Here is a 16,798-nt window from a genome sequence, read left to right as displayed (position 1 = left end):
AAATTTAGAAATAAAGCTTTTGTTTCTTTTGCGGTTACAACTTCGAACCTTAAACATAGAACTTTGAACCAACAAATCTAAGAATCCATATCTTTGCGGTATGGATTCTCCGTTTCCGCTCCGCAAAATAATTCATGTTGATATGGATGCATTTTATGCTTCCGTGGAGCAGCTTGATAATCCTGCATTGCGAGGAAAAGCGATTGCTGTTGGTGGTGGTCATCGCGGCGTAGTTTCAGCGGCGAGTTATGAAGCAAGAAAATATGGGGTGCGTTCTGCGATGCCGAGTAAAACAGCAAAAGAAAAATGTCCTCATTTGATTTTTGTTCCGCCAAGATTTGCTCGATATAAAGAAATTTCAAGAAAAATCCGTGAGATTTTCTATGAATACACCGATTTGGTGGAGCCACTTTCTCTGGATGAAGCTTATCTGGATGTTACGGAGAATAAGAAAGATATAGAATCTGCCAATCAGATTGCGAAAGAAATCCGTCAGAAAATATTCGAACAAACCGGTTTGACTGCTTCTGCAGGAATTTCTACCAATAAATTTTTAGCTAAAGTTGCATCAGACATCAATAAACCGAACGGCCAAAAAACCATTCATCCCGAAAAAATAGAAAAGTTCTTAGAAGAATTACCTGTTGAGAAATTCTACGGTGTCGGAAAGGTGACCGCCAATAAAATGTTCAGCTTAGCAATATTTAAAGGTAAAGATTTAAAAAAAAGATCGCTGGAAGATTTAACGAGACTTTTCGGTAAGTCAGGAAAGTATTATTATAACGTTGTCCGTGGGATTCACCATTCTGAAGTAAAACCAAACAGAATCCAAAAAAGTATTGCGGTGGAAAGGACTTTTTTTGAAGACCTTTCAGATGAACAGGAAATCAACGAAAAACTTGAAAATTTAAGTCAGGAACTTCACCAGCGACTTCAGAAACACAATATTCTCGGAAGATCTTTAACTTTAAAAATCAAGTACAAAGATTTCTCATTATTTACGAGAAGTTTTACAAAAGAAGAGTATTTCATTTCACCCGAACAGTATCTTGCAACTGCAAAAAAACTTTGGGAACTCCGTCCATTTGATAAAGCGGTACGATTATTGGGCTTGTCATTATCTCATCTCAACACAGAAGAAAAAAAGCAGATTTCAGTTCAGCTTAAAATTCCGTTTGAGGATTTTGACTCATAAAATTTTCAATAATTTGATATCACAAAATTTACTTTTATTATGAACCAGACCATGATACAATTTTTCCATTGGTACACCGAAGGAGGTGGAAAGCTATGGAATCACGCCGAAGAACAAGCTGAATATTTATCTGAATTAGGAATTACTTCTGTTTGGTTTCCGCCAGCTTATAAAAGCACAGACGGTGAGAACTCAGTTGGATACGATGCTTACGATCTCTTTGATCTAGGAGAGTTTGACCAAAAAAACTCTATCTCAACAAAATACGGAACTAAAGACGATTACACAAATGCCATTCAAACTCTAAAAAAGAAAAATATCCAGATTATTGTGGATATTGTCTTAGGACATAAAGCCGGAGGTGATGAATTGGAAAAATTTAAAGTTGTAAAAGTTGACGAAAACAATCGTGAAAAAATTATTTCTTCAGAAATAGAGATAGAATCTTTTACCAAGTTTACATTTCCGGGACGTGGAAAAAAATATTCAGAATTTGAATGGAATTTCACTTGTTTCAGCGGTGTTGATTATGCTGAAGGTAGAGATTCTCATATTTATAAAATCAAATCTGAGTACGGTGACGATTGGGAAGAAATGATTGATGACGAAAAAGGAAACTACGATTATTTAATGTTTAACGACATTGAGCACAGAAATCCTCACGTTCGGGAAGAATTGAATAATTGGGCAAAATGGTATTATGACCAAATTGATTTTGACGGTGTGAGATTAGACGCTTTGAAGCATATTTCTTTTGAATTTTACAAAGAGTGGCTCACTTTACTTCGCTCCAATACTGGCAAAAACATCTTTGCTGTCGGAGAATATTGGGCTCCCGGACAACTTAATCTATTACAAAAATACATTGAGGCAACTGAAGGATGTATGAGCCTTTTCGACAGTTCGTTGCATAATAATTTTCACACTGCCTCAAAAGAAGGAGATTCTTATGATTTAAGACATATTTTTTCTGAAACATTAACAGAAGCTGACCCTCTCCATTCCGTAAGTTTGGTTGATAATCATGATACACAACCCCTACAGGATTTGGAAGCACCAGTTGAAGCATGGTTTAAGCCATTAGCTTATGCATTAATTTTACTACGAGAAAAAGGATATCCTTGTGTGTTTTATCCTGATTTGTACGGAGCAAATTATAAAGATTACGGAAATGATGGAAATGAATATGAAATAACTTTGGATAAGGTAGACAGCATTGAAGAACTCTTAAAAGCCAGAAAAGAAAATGCTTACGGAATCCAGAGAGATTATTTTGAAGATGCAAACTGTTTAGGCTGGGTTCGTGAAGGCGATGAAGATCACGAAGGTTGTGCAGTCGTTTTAAGCAATAAAGAATCGTACACTAAACCTATGGAAATGGGTGAAAGATATGTTGGAAGAACATTTTACGATGCATTAGGCAGATTTGAGGAAAAAGTAGAAATCAGAGAAGACGGATGGGCAGATTTTCCTGTTCCGGCAGGAAATGTGAGTGTTTGGATTTCTGAATAATTAATTTTAAAGCTCTCGCAGATTTTGGTGATGACGCAGATTTATTTTAAAATTTTTAATCTGTTCAATCATTATAATTTACAATCTTAATACGTTACAAAAATGATTTTACCGCAAAAAAATCAAAAGAAATGTTTTTTAAAATAAGTATTCAAAAGTTTACAAATGTGAAAAAATCTAATCATTTGTTTTGCTAACATTTGATTAAATTGATCTTAGTAAAATCTTTTGATTCTTTGGCGGTAAAAAAAAGCCATATCCTAAAATCTAAAAAATAAAAATTTCATAAGAGCGATAAAAACAAAAAATCCAGCCTTTTCAAAGACTGGATTTTATAGTATTATTTCTTTAGATATAAATCAAAATAATCGGTGACTTTCTGCATCAAATGTACTCTGTCTTTTCCGATGACATTATGAGGATGTCCCGGATATACAAAATAATCCATTTGGACACCTTGATCAACTGCCGATTTGATGAACTTCATAGAATGTTGCCAAACCACAACATCATCCTGAGCGCCGTGAATCATTAATAATTTACCTTTCAAATTCTGAACTTTATCCAAAAGATTGGAAGCTGCATATCCTTGAGGATTTTCCTGCGGAGTATCCATATATCTTTCGCCGTACATAATTTCGTACATGCTCCAGTCGATTACAGGTCCTCCCGCAACTCCCACTTTGAAAACATCAGGTTGACGAAGCATAAAACTTGTTGTCATAAATCCTCCAAAGCTCCACCCGTGGATTCCCATTCTCTCAGAATCTACGTAAGGAAGTGATTTCAGGTAATTCACACCCTTCATCTGGTCATTCATTTCTGTGGTTCCCAAATTTCTGAAAACAGCCTGCTCAAATTTCATTCCGCGGTTTGAAGAACCTCTTCCGTCCATTGTGAATATAATATATCCGTTCTGAGCCATATATTCATACCAAAGATTTCCTGAAGCAGGGAAAGTGTTAGTCACAAGCTGCAGATGTGGACCATTATACAAATAAACAATGGCAGGATATTTTTTATTCGGGTCAAAATTGGTGGGAAGAATCACTTTTCCGTACAAAATCGTTCCGTCATCAGCTTTTAAAGTGATATTTTTAATTTCAGGACGGTTGTAATTTTTCAGTGGATTATCCGATTTTAAAAGATTAGTAGCCTTCAAAGTCGTCGTATTTACAATATCTACGATTCTTGGTGTTGTAGCATTGCTGTACGAATCATATAAATAATTTCCATCACTGCTCAACACACCGTTATGCACACCTTCTGCATTGTCTAATCTCTGCGTTTTAAAAGTATTCCAGTTGATTCGGTATAAATGCTTCTCAGTAGGAGTTTCCTGTGTTGAGGTATAATAAATTTCCTTTTTCTTTTCATTAAAACCTAAAATATCAGTCACCAACCACTCCCCTTTGGTAATCTGAGCGATCAGACCTTTTTCTAAGCTGTAATGAAATAAATGATTATATCCCGTTCTCTGACTTTGCCAGATAAAATCGGTATTTGAATTTGGGAAAAACGTCAGCGGATGTTGCGGCTCAACATATTTATCGCTGGTTTCTTCGAATAATGTATTGATGAAATTCCCGGTAACAGCGTCATATTTATTCATCCTTAAATGATTCTGAGCTCTGTTTAAAACACCCACGAAGATAAATTTAGAATCCGGACTCCAGGTAATTGCCGTTAAATATTGATCTTTTTCACCATCAATTTTCAAAAATGTTGTTGATTGATTTTTAATATTGTAAACTCCCAAAGTCACCTCATGAGAGGTTTTTCCAGCCATTGGATATTTAATATTCGTATTTACAGCAGGAGTTACAGACCAATCGATGATAGGATAATCTGCAACCATTGTTTGATCCATTCTGTAAAACGCTACATTTTCAGAATTGGGAGAAGGAAAAATTCCTGTATCGATTCCGAACTCGTTTCTGTGAACATTAGAAGCTCCGTTCAGAATATTTTCGTTGGAATCATTCGTTACCGCAACTTCCTTCCCGTTTTTATTGATAAATAAATTATTCCCTTTTGTATAGGCTAAAGTCTGATTATCAGCAAAAGTTTTAATGTTTGCAGGATTATCTCCCAAAGCTGCCGCACGTTTCACTTTCCATTCACTCCCTGACTTTTCTACCCAGTACATTTGGTTATTGGCTGAAAAATAGGCTTCAGAATTGGTCATGAATTTCACCGGAGGAAGACCTTTCAGCTTTTTATCTGCAAAATTTTTATTAACCTGAGTCAGAGAAATTAAAGTATCCTGCTTGTTTGTTTTAAGGTCAGTCATTAAATATCCACCTTTCACAGCCTGAATATAAGATTTGTTATCATTTGACCATGAAAACTGGGAGAGATTTTTAACGGCAAGATTGGTTCTGAGCCCGTTTACAGCTTCTGCCATGGTAAATTTCTGGGTCTGAGCAAAAGCTGTTCCACCCAAAACTACCAGTAATAAAGAAAATTGTTGTAGTTTCATTTCTAAAAATTGAATCCGTCAAAAGTAAGAAATAAATGTCACACGTTAAAAAATGTTAAAATAAAACATTGATAATGTATGGTTTTTACGATTAAACGCTATTATTAAACCTCATAGGTTTTTTGGAAGTTACCTAAAGTGAAAACGGGAAATAGCTTCCGAAAAAAAATGAGTAATGAGTAATCAAGCATGATTAAATTTAAATTAAAATGATTTTCTTATCCTAAATCAATGTTTTAGGTATCAAAGTTGCGATAGATTTGCACTATAAATAACAACAAAAAATAAATACAATGGCTACAAAATGGAATTTAGACCCGGCTCACAGTGAAATTACTTTTAAAGTAAAACACATGATGATCTCTAATATCAAAGGTAATTTCACAGATTTCACTGCTGAAATCGAAGCTGAAGACGATACTTTTGCCAATGCAAAAACTACAGCAACCATTCAGGTAAACTCTATCTCTACTCATAACACGGACAGAGATAATCATTTAAAATCTGCAGAATTTTTTAACGCAGAAGCTAATCCGACAATTACTTTTGAATCTGATGCTTTAAATAACACAGTAACTGGAAATCTTACTGTAAACGGAGTGACAAAACCAATCAATTTGGATGTAGAGTTTGGTGGAATTAACGTTGATCCTTGGGGAAATACTAAAGCTGGTTTCTCTTTTGAAGGAAAAATCAACAGAAAAGATTTTGGTCTGAACTGGAACGCAGCTCTTGAAGCAGGAGGTGTAATGGTAAGTGAAGATGTAAAAATTGCAGGTGAACTGCAGTTTGTAAAACAAGCTTAATTAAAAGATTTCAGCTAAACCACAAGTAGTGGAATAGTGAAATCAATTGTTTTTTTAATCAGAAAGGTTCAGGGGATTTTAGCCTTGAACCTTTTTTAATCTTAAGTAAAATGAATCTTAACGATCTCCAAAATATCAGCAGTCAGTTTAAGAACTCACAGAAAATGCCGGTTTTATTTCTTAGACATGGATCTCCGATGAATGCAATTGAAGAAAATCAATTCGTTCAGGGATTTCGAAATGTAGCTAAAGAAATCCCGAAACCAAATGCTATTCTGTGTATTTCTGCACATTGGTACACCAACGGAACGAAAGTTACTGCTATGAAAATGCCAAGAACGATTCATGATTTTGGTGGTTTTCCGCAAGCTTTGTTTGATGTAGAATATCCTGCTCCCGGAAATCCTGAATTAGCTCATGAAACTAAGGAACTTCTAAAACCTGTTTTGGTAGAAGAAGATCACCATTGGGGACTTGATCACGGAGCGTGGTCGGTGATAAAACATATGTATCCGAATGCAGATATTCCTGTGATTCAGTTAAGTATTGATTATACAAAACCTTCACCATATCATTTTGATTTGGCTAAAAAATTAGAAAAACTGAGAGAAAAAGGAATTTTAATTATTGGCAGTGGAAACATCGTTCATAATTTAAGATTAATAGATTGGAGAAATATAGATAGCGTTGGTGTGGGTTGGGACTGGGCAATTGAAGCCCGTGAACTCACCAATAATTGGCTCTTGGACGGAAATTTTCAAAATTTAATTGATTATCAAAAACAAGGAACTTCATTACAATACGCAATTCCTACTCCCGATCATTATTTGCCATTGATTTATTCTTTAGGTTTAAAAAATAAATCGGAAGAACTGTTTTTGTTTAATGATGAGTTAATTGGCGGTTCGCTGAGTATGACGAGTGTGAAAATCGGATAAGTTAAATTTCCTCAACAAACTTTTTTTATCACTATAAAATTAGTAATATTGTTTACCATGAAAAACGCAATATTACTTTTTTTTATTTTGTGTCCGTTGTATGTACTTTTATCGCAGACTATAAAAGGAACAGTCGTCAATGACATCGAAAAACCGATTGCGAATGTGAATATTTATCTTGATGGAACAAGAACCGGAACTGTTTCTGCCGAAGATGGAAGTTTTTCTTTAAATCTCAATTCCAAAAATAACAACAGTTTAGTTTTCAAAAAAGATAATTACGAAACTTTTACCGTCAATACTTCCGAAGTTTTAAATAAAAAACTAAAAGTGGTTTTGATTAAAGCCAAAGAGATTGAAGAAGTTGTCATTATTCCGTTTACTGAGAAAGCTTATAAAGATTACATCAAATTTTTCCTGGATTCTTTTATTGGTGAAGATCAGGTAAATGTGAGGATCAAAAATCAACGTTCATTGAAGTTTTCTTACGATAAAACAAATAAAATTTTAAGAGTAAAAGCTCCGCAGACTTTAATTATAGAAAATAAAAATCTGGGTTACACAATTGACTATAATCTCGAAGAATTTATTGCCAGTTTTGATGAAAACACAACAAGATTTATAGGGACAAGCTTTTTTAAGGAAACTAAAAATACAGACAAAGTAAAACTCAACCGAATAAACGCTTATGATGGAAGCCAGGTGCATTTTTTCCGTTCGGTCTTCACGGAAACAGTGAAAAGTGAAGGTTTTATTGTAAATCAGATTACAAAATATCCTAATTCAAAATACCCTACAGAAGAAGAGTTACAACGCTTAAAAGATTTTGCCCAATCTTTAAAATCTAAAACAATAACACAAGTTCCACCCGATTTACTTGATATTGGAACCAAAAAAAGAAACGAACCACCATACAAGATTGCAGTCACAAAAATCCAGATTCCGGAGTCTGATTATACTAAAAAGACTGATGGAAAATTATTTCTAGACTATGACTATATGATGCAGATTAATTTCAAAAAGTATTTCTACGAATTGGTTAAAGGCAATTTTGTGAAAAGCAGTTTCCCAATTATTCAGACATCATTTCTTCATCCTGAAAATCAATCTTATGAAATTTATGATAACGGAAACACGTCAAATCCCGGTCAATTAACCAATCAAGGAAATTTTGCCAAAGATAAAATTGAAAAATTGTTGCCGTTGGATTATCAACCAGGTGATTAGTTTAAATAAAAAAGCTTCCAAAAACGGAAGCTTTCATTATGTAAATTGATTTAAAATTTATTGCACAGCCTGTAAAACATTAATGTTTCCATATCCGAAATCTGCATTTTTGGTTGGATAATACGTTGCAGACTGTCTCATTTTATTTAAAACCTGATCTCTTGTCCAAGAAGGATTTTTAGACCACACCAAAGCTGCAATTCCTGCGGTAGAAGCAGTTGCAACGGAAGAACCACCTACATAATCTGTCTGTCCGTTATAATAACTCAACACCGGAATATTGTTTCCTGAAGCTCTTTCCATCTGATACGTAAAATCAATTTCACTTCCTGAATGACACACATCACATTTTTGATTAGATGTGTTTTCTTTCACACCTGTAATTGCCTGTGTTTCGGGCATCCAAGCCGGGAAAATTACGCCAACAAAAGTGGTAAAGCTTGTTGAAGTTCCGCCTGCGCAGAAAATCAGTTTTCCTTTAGAATACGCATATTTTACACCGTCTTCAATTTTTCCGACTGAGAAAATATGTCCCATCGACATTGAAATAATTTTTACGCTTGCTGTGTTTCCAAGATTTGTAAAGGCGATTTTCACACCTTCCTGTTCGTGATACCCGTCTAAAACCACATTGGAAGCCGCACGATAAGAAATTAGATTTGAATTATAAGCAACACCAACAGGTTGTCCTAAATTGTTTCTCGGAGCCGCCATCGCAGAAGCCATACTCGTTCCGTGACCGCATTTATCATCTGCTCCGTCATAACCCGAACTCCACGGCCAAACAGAATCTACATATACTCCGTTTTTACTGATTGTTCTTCCTGAAGATGAACCATTATTAAAACTTCCACTCAATAAACTTTGATTAAAAGAAACTCCGGAATCAATTAATCCGATGGTAACTCCGGCTCCGGTGCTGTAATTCCATGCGCTTGTAATATTATGTTTGGCAAATGACCACGGTGCTTTTGCGTTGGGAGAAACCGTTGTGTAATCTGCTGCATTTAAAGCTTCAGATTCCAGACCACAACCTGAAGAACTTCCGCTTGATTTTGCTGTAGATCCATTGATCTTATTTTCATTTTCAAAATAACGGTAATCTGCAGGCTCGAAATAACGGATTGATTTGAGTTTTCTCAGGGCAATCACGGTTTCCTGCTTTTCTATATAGACATCAATCTGATTTAAATATTCGTCTGAAGCCAACAAAACTCTGTCTTTTTTGCCTTCATATTGTTGAATTACTTTTAAAATTTCATTCTGTAAAGTCTCAGAATTGGCAGATTTACTTCTGTCGAAATCATCTTTTGAATCCCCAAAACCGATAGAAGCCAATTTATTTCCCTGAACAATTCCGCTCCATAAAAAATGGGAAGAAGCTTCATTCCAGGAAAATTTTCCTTTTGTTTTAGTGGTTTGATTAATTTGATCGTTGATTTGTCTTGCACTTAATGGATCGGTTTGTACAATTTCTGCTTCAACCGAACTGGTTTGCATCTCTTCTGTAGAACATGAGCTCAGCGCAAAAACTGTGAGCAGGTAGAATACACATTTTTTCATGATTTAAATATTTAAAATTTGGTATCACAAGATATTAATTTCTAATGATATAGAAATATTAAAATTTTACATTGAAGTGAAATATCTTTTAAATACTATGAACATTAATTATTATTTACAACATTAAAATTTAATGCAAAGTCAAAAAAAAGAATTTTAAACATTAAACTTTCTTTGGGTTGTACAAAGGTCTAAACTTAACAAGGAAATACAAAGACTTTCAATTATAAGAGATTACGGAGAATCTAATAATTTTTAAAACAAATCAAGACCGATTATTTAATATTATTTTGTTTGAACTCTGCTCTTTAAAAGATTATTAAACTAAAAATAAATATCAAAATTTATTAAAACCCTTAAATATTCATTCCTGAAAGTTATTCTCCAGATACTACGATTATCTGAACTTGTTTTCGTAAATTTGTTTTTGAAATTTTTTACTAGATGAAAGAAAGTGCTGTAAAAAAAATTGCAGTTCTTACTTCTGGAGGCGATTCTCCGGGTATGAATGCAGCATTAAGAGCAGTCGTTAGAACTGCAAATTATTACAATATCGAATGTTACGGAGTAAGAGAAGGTTATAATGGTCTTATCCACGATGATTTCCTGAAAATGGGGCCTCGTTCCGTAAAAAATATAATCAATCAGGGTGGTACAATTCTAAAATCTGCCCGTTCCAAAGAATTCAGAACAGAAGAAGGTCGCCGAAAAGCTTTTGAAAACTGTAAAAAATATGGTATTGAAGGCTTGGTTTGTATCGGCGGAGACGGAACTTTTACCGGGGCAAAAATCTTCAATGAAGAATTCGGAATCAGAACAATAGGAGTTCCGGGAACTATCGACAACGATATTTTTGGAACCGACAACACCATTGGCTACGATACCGCATTAAACACCGCCATGGATGCAATTGATAAAATCCGTGATACGGCAACTTCTCACAACAGAGTTTTCTTTGTTGAGGTGATGGGACGTGACGCAGGATTTATCGCTTTAAACAGTGGTTTGGCAACCGGAGCTTTGGAAATTTTAATCCCTGAAAGAAAAGACAGTATTGATGATTTATTCATCAAATTCAGAAATGCCGAGAAAACAGGAAAATCTTCAAGCATCGTTGTGGTAGCAGAAGGTGAAAAACTAGCCAATGTTTACGAATTAGCAGAAAAAACACAATCAGAATTCCCTGATTATGACATTCGGGTTGCTATTTTAGGACACATGCAAAGAGGCGGTTCCCCGAGCTGTGCAGACCGGGTTTTAGCAAGCAGACTGGGTTACGGAGCTGTGGTAGGATTAATGGAAGGACAAACCAACGTAATGGCAGGAATGCGTTCTAACGATTTAACGTACACTCCGATTGAAGAAGCCATTAAAAAACACAACGAAATCAATAAAGATCTTTTGTTGATTTCAGAAATTTTAGCAATCTAACTATTTAATATAATTTTTAAAAAAAGTAAAACACTATGTCAACAATTAAAGTAGGTATTAACGGTTTTGGTAGAATCGGTCGTCTTGTTTTCAGAGCAATGACAGAAAGAAGCAACATCGAAGTTGTAGGAATCAACGATCTTATCAATGCAGAATACATGGCTTACATGTTAAAATACGATTCTGTACACGGAGTTTTCCCAGGGGAAGTTTCTGTAGAAGGTAACGATCTTGTGGTAAACGGTAAAAAAATCAGAGTTACTGCAGAAAAAGACCCGGCTAACCTAAAATGGGACGCAATCGGTGCTGATTACGTAGTAGAATCAACCGGTTTATTCTTAGATAAAGAAAGTGCTGCAAAACATATTACAGCAGGTGCAAAAAAAGTAATACTTTCTGCTCCTTCTAAAGATGATACGCCAATGTTTGTAATGGGTGTAAACCACAAAGAACTTACTGACGATGTAAAAATCTTATCAAACGCTTCTTGTACTACAAACTGTTTAGCTCCTTTGGCTAAAGTGATTCACGATAACTTCGGAATTGTAGAAGGTTTAATGACAACTGTACATGCTACAACAGCAACCCAGAAAACAGTTGACGGTCCTTCAATGAAAGACTGGAGAGGCGGTAGAGCTGCTCTAAATAACATCATTCCTTCTTCTACAGGTGCTGCAAAAGCAGTAGGAAAAGTAATTCCTTCTTTGAACGGAAAATTGACAGGGATGTCTTTCAGAGTACCGACTGTTGATGTTTCTGTAGTAGATTTAACCGTAAGAATTGAAAAAGGTGCTTCTTACGAAGAAATTTGTGCAGTTATAAAAGCAGCTTCTGAAGGTGAATTGAAAGGTATTCTTGGATATACTGAAGATGCCGTAGTTTCTCAGGATTTCGTAGGTGATAAGAGAACTTCAATCTTCGACAAAGATGCAGGTATTATGCTTTCTCCAAACTTCGTGAAACTTGTTTCTTGGTATGACAACGAAATGGGTTATTCAAACAAATTGGTTGATATGTTGATTCATGCAGCTTCTTTGTAATTGATTTAATCTTTTATGATATAAAAAAAACCTTCCGTGCGGAAGGTTTTTTTTATATCATAAAAGAATTATTCGTTGAATTAAAAATTTAGTTGATTCACTTAGCTTCATCACTTTTAGAAAATAAATTATAAGTTACACTAAAAAAAACTGCTGGTTTATAAATTTCAGAATAGGTAATATCTAAATGATTTGGGCTTATAAACTCATCATTAGAAGTTAAATTATTTCTATTCAATCTTTTTACATTTACGAAAGAAAGTCCGCCTGTGAAAATCAACCTGTTTTTTTCTAAAAATGCAAATGATGGACCTGCATAAAAATTAAGTTTAGCATCGGTATTTACACTTATCCCAGAAGATAAACCAAACATATATGTTTTTCCTTCATCCCAAAAAACATGTGCTAAAGCTCCCAAAGCATGATTAAGAATACTATTTTCATTTTTATATACTCCAACTGCTCCTCCTTCATTATTATATTTTAAATGATAATCATCATTGCTAATAAAACTTAACATATAGCCCGAACTAAAGTTAACCTTAATACCTCCATAAGTTGTAATTTTAATAGGATTGAACTTTACTAACTCTTTATCATCCTTTCCGATTAAAATAGGTGTAACAATAGTAGCATCATCATTTAATTGTATTGCATTAGTTATTTCAGTAAAATCATTATTTTTGATTAATTGATAGGTATTAATTCCTCCAATAGCCTTAATAATTAAATCATTTTTCTTTTTTTCATCATTAATAATTTCCACAGCCTTTTTAGCAACATTAAATTCTTCTTCATACATTAGTTTATTTGTCACTAGTTTTGTATTATCTAATTTTGCTGTTGAACCGTTAATTGAAATTGTTCCAGAAATAGAAATATCACTTGATGCTTTATTGATTTCGTCGTAAATATTTTTTAGTTCCAAATAAGACTTTTGTAATTCCAACATATCTTGTGATATTAAATCATCAAGATCATATGTACTTTCGTATATTTTTTCAACATTGTTTTTAAGTACATCAGTATTTTTTATAAAAACATTATCTCCAATTAAATTAATTAGCAAGTTGTTAAAATTAGCCTTCTTCTCAATTACTGACATAATTTCTAAAAAATTTTTATACTCTTCAATAAAATCATCTTTGGTAACAAAGGAGGTCGATGCAGGATTTCTACCCTTCTGATTATCTTTATTGCTATCTTTCTCTTTTGAAGTAATATTATTATCTTGAATTAATTTAGGTACTTCAAATTGAAAATTTTCAACTTTACTTACTATATTGCTACCTTTAACCTTCAGAGGATTTACATTTTTTATTACAAACTTTAAAGTAGTTCCTTTTTTAAATTTAATTCCTTTAGGATAATCATCCATATCAAATGGATTAATACAAATTTGTGAAGAGTTCTTTAAAACATCATGATTTGAATCTATGCATCCCTGCGCTGAAATAATCTTTCCCAATCCAATCATAATCAGCAATAAAATTTTTGTTCTCATAATTATTTTGTTTTTAGTTAGTTTTTTTTAAAAGGAACATCGACTAATACACAAAGCATTCGTAATCGAGTTTTCAAGTTTATAGTTTATCACAAATATTAGAATTTTTAGCAAATAAAAAAATCACCCAAAAGGGTGATTTTTAATAAAATTGTAATTATTAATATTCAGTTAATCCAAAGTCAAACTCTTCAGCGACCAGATTCCGCCATTATAAATATTGAGATCTATTTTAGAATTAATTCCATAGACAATTCCGTTTTCTGTGAACTGCCAAAACTGCCATTGATCTTCAGGGGAAGGTTCGGGAACATCATTGTAATTGGCAAGCCAAATCGGATAATCATCAAACTCACCTCTCAGAAAATCTTTGTAATAATGGTAATAAGTATAGATGATTGGTTTTTCGCCATACGTTTCTTCCACAATTTTACACCAGACTTTTAAATCTTCAATCAGTTTTTTACTGGATTTTGTTCTCGGAATTTTTTCAATATCTAAAACAGGTGGTAGATCTCCATTTTCAAGCTTTACATTTTCAAGAAAATTATTAGCCTGGATCACCGGGTCTTCATCTGCTCGGTAAAAATGATAAGCTCCACGAATAAGATTATGCTTTTTTGCAGATGCCCAAAATTCATCAAAATTTTTATCAGCATTTCGATTTCCCATCGTAGCTCTCATCACCACAAATTCCAGAGGTATTGTTTTGTTTCCGATACTCAGACTGTCCCATTTTATATCCTTTGTATTTTGATAATGAGAAATATCAAAACCATATGTTTTATCGAGATTATCAGCAAGAATTTTCTGAATTCTCAAAGTTTCATTTTCATTATTTTTCAGCTTCTTATGAGTGAATTTATTAAAGTATAAAGCGTAATAGTAACTTATTGACTGCTTCAGATATAAACCCGTTCCGATAAGTGCAATCACCAATATTGCCAATACAATTTTACGACGCAAAAAATAGTTCTTTCGTCTCTTCTTATGTATGTTTTTGGCAGTTTTTTTGGTGTATTTTTTATCGCTCATTAAGTTTTGCAAAACTAACTTTTTAAGGCTTACATTACTAAATAAAATCAGTAAATTTGATATTATGGAAACACGTGAAAAGATTATCATCATTGGAGGTGGTTTTGCCGGCTTGCAGCTTGCAAAAACGCTGAACAATAAAAACAAAAAAGTAATTGTTCTCGACAAAGTAAACCATCATATGTTTCAGCCGCTTTTTTATCAGGTTGCATGTGGACGGATAGAGCCTTCCAATATATCTTTTCCTTTCAGAAAAATTTTTCAGCAATCCAGAAATACACAGTTCCGCCTGACCGATGTAAAATCTATCGATCACGCCAACAATAAAGTGATCACAGACGAAGCTGAATTTACCTATGACAAATTAATTATCGCAACAGGTTGTAAAACTAATTTTTTCGGCAACAAAGATCTTGAAACCAAGGCTTTCGGGATGAAAAATACCCAGGAAGCCATCGGAATCAGAAATCATGTTTTAATGACTTTTGAAAAACTGATTCTTGAGAAAAGCCGAAGTGACAACGGAAACTGGAATATCGTTATCGTAGGAAGCGGGCCGACCGGAGTAGAATTAGCCGGAGCTTTTTCAGAAATGAAAAAAGAAATTCTTCCCCGTGATTATCCTTATATGAATTTTGATCAGCTTGAAATTATTTTGGTAAGTTCCACCGAAAAGCCTCTTGCTGTAATGAGTCCTGAAGCTCAGGAAAAATCTGAAAAATATTTAAAAGAGCTTGGCGTAAAATTCCTCAGTGGTGAAGTAGTAACAGATTATGACGGCGATAAAGTTTACATGAAAAGCGGCAAAGAAATTCCGTCAAACAATGTAATCTGGGCTGCAGGCGTTACAGGAAACGTAATTGATGGTTTTCCTACTGAAAATCTAGTCAGAAACAGATACATTGTCGATCGTTTCAATAAAGTAAAAGGTTACGAAAATATTTACGCTATCGGAGATATTTCCTATATGGAAACCCCGAAATATCCTCAAGGTCATCCTCAGGTTGCTAATGTTGCCATCAATCAGGCAAAAAATTTGGGCAAAAATTTTCTGAGGAAAAGTAAAAATGATTGGGTAGAATATGAGTATAAAGATCAGGGTTCTTTAGCGACAATCGGAAAACACAGAGCTGTTGTCGATTTACCATTCATAAAATTTCAGGGATTTTTAGCCTGGTATTTTTGGATGTTCTTACATTTAATGCTTATTTTGAGCGTTCGAAATAAACTGGCGATCTTTTTCAACTGGATGTGGAGTTATTTTAATAAAGATTCTTCTCTTCGATTGATTATTTCGCCATCTCAAAAAAATAATACGCAGCAATGAGAATTGACATTATAAGCGTGCTTCCAGAATTAATGGTAAGTCCGTTCCAAACTTCTATTTTGAAAAGAGCAGTAGATAAAGGTATTGTAGAAGTACATTTTCATCAATTGAGAGACTGGTCGATCAACAAGCACCGTCAAATTGATGACGAACCTTACGGAGGAGGTGCAGGAATGGTGATGATGATTGAGCCTTTGGATAAATGTATTTCTGAACTTAAATCTCAGCGTGATTATGATGAAATTATTTATTTAACACCCGACGGACAAACTTTAAACCAAAAAATTGCCAATACACTTTCTATTAAAAAAAATCTAATTTTTTTATGTGGTCATTACAAGGGAATTGATCAGCGTTTGAGAGATCTGCATATAACCAAAGAAATTTCTATCGGAGATTTTGTATTGACAGGCGGTGAATTGGCCGCATGTGTTTTGGCAGATTCTATTATTCGCCTTGTTCCGGGAGTTTTGAATGACGAGCAAAGTGCTTTAACAGATAGTTTTCAGGATGATCTACTTTCTCCACCGATTTATACAAGACCGGAAAATTACAAAGGTTTGGAAGTTCCAAGAATCCTTTTAAGCGGAAATTTTGCCAAAATAGAAGAGTGGAGACACGAGCAAGCTATAAAAATTACCACAGAAAAGCGACCTGATCTTTTAGAATAAATAATAAAACTTAGGCAATAAATAATTATTGTTGAAAATTTTACATTTTTAATACCATACTTTAGTT

Annotated in this window: 13 protein-coding genes; 9 read left to right on the top strand and 4 right to left on the bottom strand. The window is 34.0% G+C overall.

The window, feature by feature from the left end:
• Positions 1-100 precede the first annotated feature (100 nt).
• Positions 101-1,195, top strand: coding sequence for a DNA polymerase IV (dinB, locus tag ACOOWA_RS09615; RefSeq protein ID WP_421374884.1), 1,095 nt, complete (start codon positions 101-103; stop codon positions 1,193-1,195).
• A 39-nt stretch (positions 1,196-1,234) separates the two neighbouring features.
• Positions 1,235-2,707: an alpha-amylase gene (locus tag ACOOWA_RS09610; protein ID WP_421374883.1), complete on the top strand. Its 1,473-nt coding sequence runs from the start codon at positions 1,235-1,237 to the stop codon at positions 2,705-2,707.
• A 340-nt stretch (positions 2,708-3,047) separates the two neighbouring features.
• On the opposite strand, the gene ACOOWA_RS09605 is transcribed toward ACOOWA_RS09610, so the two are convergent.
• Complete coding sequence (locus tag ACOOWA_RS09605) at positions 3,048-5,189, bottom strand: DPP IV N-terminal domain-containing protein (RefSeq protein ID WP_421374882.1); 2,142 nt, start codon at positions 5,187-5,189, stop codon at positions 3,048-3,050.
• 293 nt (positions 5,190-5,482) lie between these two features.
• Between ACOOWA_RS09605 and ACOOWA_RS09600 the strand changes: the two genes are divergently transcribed.
• The 3 genes from ACOOWA_RS09600 to ACOOWA_RS09590 all read left to right on the top strand — a co-directional run bounded on the left by ACOOWA_RS09600 (position 5,483) and on the right by ACOOWA_RS09590 (position 8,160).
• A complete protein-coding gene (locus ACOOWA_RS09600) occupies positions 5,483-5,995 on the top strand; it encodes a YceI family protein (RefSeq protein WP_421374881.1) in 513 nt (170 codons plus the stop codon).
• Between the two features lie 110 nt (positions 5,996-6,105).
• Positions 6,106-6,933 carry a 4,5-DOPA dioxygenase extradiol gene (ygiD, locus tag ACOOWA_RS09595; protein ID WP_421374880.1) on the top strand — a complete coding sequence of 276 codons (828 nt, stop codon included), beginning with the start codon at positions 6,106-6,108 and terminating at the stop codon, positions 6,931-6,933.
• A gap of 57 nt (positions 6,934-6,990) precedes the next feature.
• On the top strand, positions 6,991-8,160 hold the full coding sequence (locus ACOOWA_RS09590) for a carboxypeptidase-like regulatory domain-containing protein (RefSeq protein ID WP_421374879.1): 1,170 nt from the start codon (positions 6,991-6,993) through the stop codon (positions 8,158-8,160).
• Positions 8,161-8,217: 57 nt separating this feature from the next.
• Here ACOOWA_RS09590 and ACOOWA_RS09585 read toward each other — a convergent pair whose 3' ends face one another.
• Positions 8,218-9,723 (bottom strand): S8 family peptidase, encoded by a 1,506-nt coding sequence (locus tag ACOOWA_RS09585; protein ID WP_421374878.1) that lies wholly within the window; start codon positions 9,721-9,723, stop codon positions 8,218-8,220.
• A 444-nt stretch (positions 9,724-10,167) separates the two neighbouring features.
• Between ACOOWA_RS09585 and pfkA the strand changes: the two genes are divergently transcribed.
• Both pfkA and gap read left to right on the top strand, forming a co-directional pair.
• The gene (gene pfkA, locus ACOOWA_RS09580) at positions 10,168-11,154 is read left to right on the top strand and encodes a 6-phosphofructokinase (protein ID WP_421374877.1); all 987 of its coding nucleotides are present in this window, start codon (positions 10,168-10,170) and stop codon (positions 11,152-11,154) included.
• A 35-nt stretch (positions 11,155-11,189) separates the two neighbouring features.
• Complete coding sequence (gene gap / locus ACOOWA_RS09575) at positions 11,190-12,194, top strand: type I glyceraldehyde-3-phosphate dehydrogenase (RefSeq protein WP_421374876.1); 1,005 nt, start codon at positions 11,190-11,192, stop codon at positions 12,192-12,194.
• Positions 12,195-12,291: 97 nt separating this feature from the next.
• On the opposite strand, the gene ACOOWA_RS09570 is transcribed toward gap, so the two are convergent.
• Entirely contained in the window at positions 12,292-13,698 is a 1,407-nt protein-coding gene (locus ACOOWA_RS09570; protein ID WP_421374875.1) for a hypothetical protein, read from the bottom strand.
• Between the two features lie 171 nt (positions 13,699-13,869).
• Complete coding sequence (locus tag ACOOWA_RS09565) at positions 13,870-14,733, bottom strand: glycoside hydrolase family 25 protein (protein ID WP_421374874.1); 864 nt, start codon at positions 14,731-14,733, stop codon at positions 13,870-13,872.
• Between the two features lie 64 nt (positions 14,734-14,797).
• On the opposite strand from ACOOWA_RS09565, the gene ACOOWA_RS09560 reads away from it, so the two are divergent.
• Positions 14,798-16,060: an NAD(P)/FAD-dependent oxidoreductase gene (locus tag ACOOWA_RS09560; protein ID WP_421374873.1), complete on the top strand. Its 1,263-nt coding sequence runs from the start codon at positions 14,798-14,800 to the stop codon at positions 16,058-16,060.
• The gene (gene trmD / locus ACOOWA_RS09555; protein WP_421374872.1) at positions 16,057-16,731 is read left to right on the top strand and encodes a tRNA (guanosine(37)-N1)-methyltransferase TrmD; all 675 of its coding nucleotides are present in this window, start codon (positions 16,057-16,059) and stop codon (positions 16,729-16,731) included. Before ACOOWA_RS09560 ends, trmD begins: the two co-directional genes overlap by 4 nt.
• The last annotated feature ends 67 nt before the right edge of the window (positions 16,732-16,798 follow it).

Source organism: Chryseobacterium sp. GP-SGM7 (assembly GCF_049166575.1).
In the GTDB taxonomy this organism is placed as follows: Bacteria; Bacteroidota; Bacteroidia; order Flavobacteriales; family Weeksellaceae; genus Chryseobacterium.
Note: the sequence above shows the minus strand (reverse complement) of the source record. Positions and strands in the feature narration are given on the sequence as shown.

Excerpts from the sequence above, each read along its gene's own strand:
- dinB (WP_421374884.1), top strand. The coding sequence starts at position 101 with ATGGATTCTCCGTTTCCGCTCCGCAAAATAATTCATGTTGATATGGAT.
- ACOOWA_RS09610 (WP_421374883.1), top strand. The coding sequence starts at position 1,235 with ATGAACCAGACCATGATACAATTTTTCCATTGGTACACCGAAGGAGGT.
- ACOOWA_RS09605 (WP_421374882.1), bottom strand. The coding sequence starts at position 5,189 with ATGAAACTACAACAATTTTCTTTATTACTGGTAGTTTTGGGTGGAACA.
- ACOOWA_RS09600 (WP_421374881.1), top strand. The coding sequence starts at position 5,483 with ATGGCTACAAAATGGAATTTAGACCCGGCTCACAGTGAAATTACTTTT.
- ygiD (WP_421374880.1), top strand. The coding sequence starts at position 6,106 with ATGAATCTTAACGATCTCCAAAATATCAGCAGTCAGTTTAAGAACTCA.
- ACOOWA_RS09590 (WP_421374879.1), top strand. The coding sequence starts at position 6,991 with ATGAAAAACGCAATATTACTTTTTTTTATTTTGTGTCCGTTGTATGTA.
- ACOOWA_RS09585 (WP_421374878.1), bottom strand. The coding sequence starts at position 9,723 with ATGAAAAAATGTGTATTCTACCTGCTCACAGTTTTTGCGCTGAGCTCA.
- pfkA (WP_421374877.1), top strand. The coding sequence starts at position 10,168 with ATGAAAGAAAGTGCTGTAAAAAAAATTGCAGTTCTTACTTCTGGAGGC.
- gap (WP_421374876.1), top strand. The coding sequence starts at position 11,190 with ATGTCAACAATTAAAGTAGGTATTAACGGTTTTGGTAGAATCGGTCGT.
- ACOOWA_RS09570 (WP_421374875.1), bottom strand. The coding sequence starts at position 13,698 with ATGAGAACAAAAATTTTATTGCTGATTATGATTGGATTGGGAAAGATT.
- ACOOWA_RS09565 (WP_421374874.1), bottom strand. The coding sequence starts at position 14,733 with ATGAGCGATAAAAAATACACCAAAAAAACTGCCAAAAACATACATAAG.
- ACOOWA_RS09560 (WP_421374873.1), top strand. The coding sequence starts at position 14,798 with ATGGAAACACGTGAAAAGATTATCATCATTGGAGGTGGTTTTGCCGGC.
- trmD (WP_421374872.1), top strand. The coding sequence starts at position 16,057 with ATGAGAATTGACATTATAAGCGTGCTTCCAGAATTAATGGTAAGTCCG.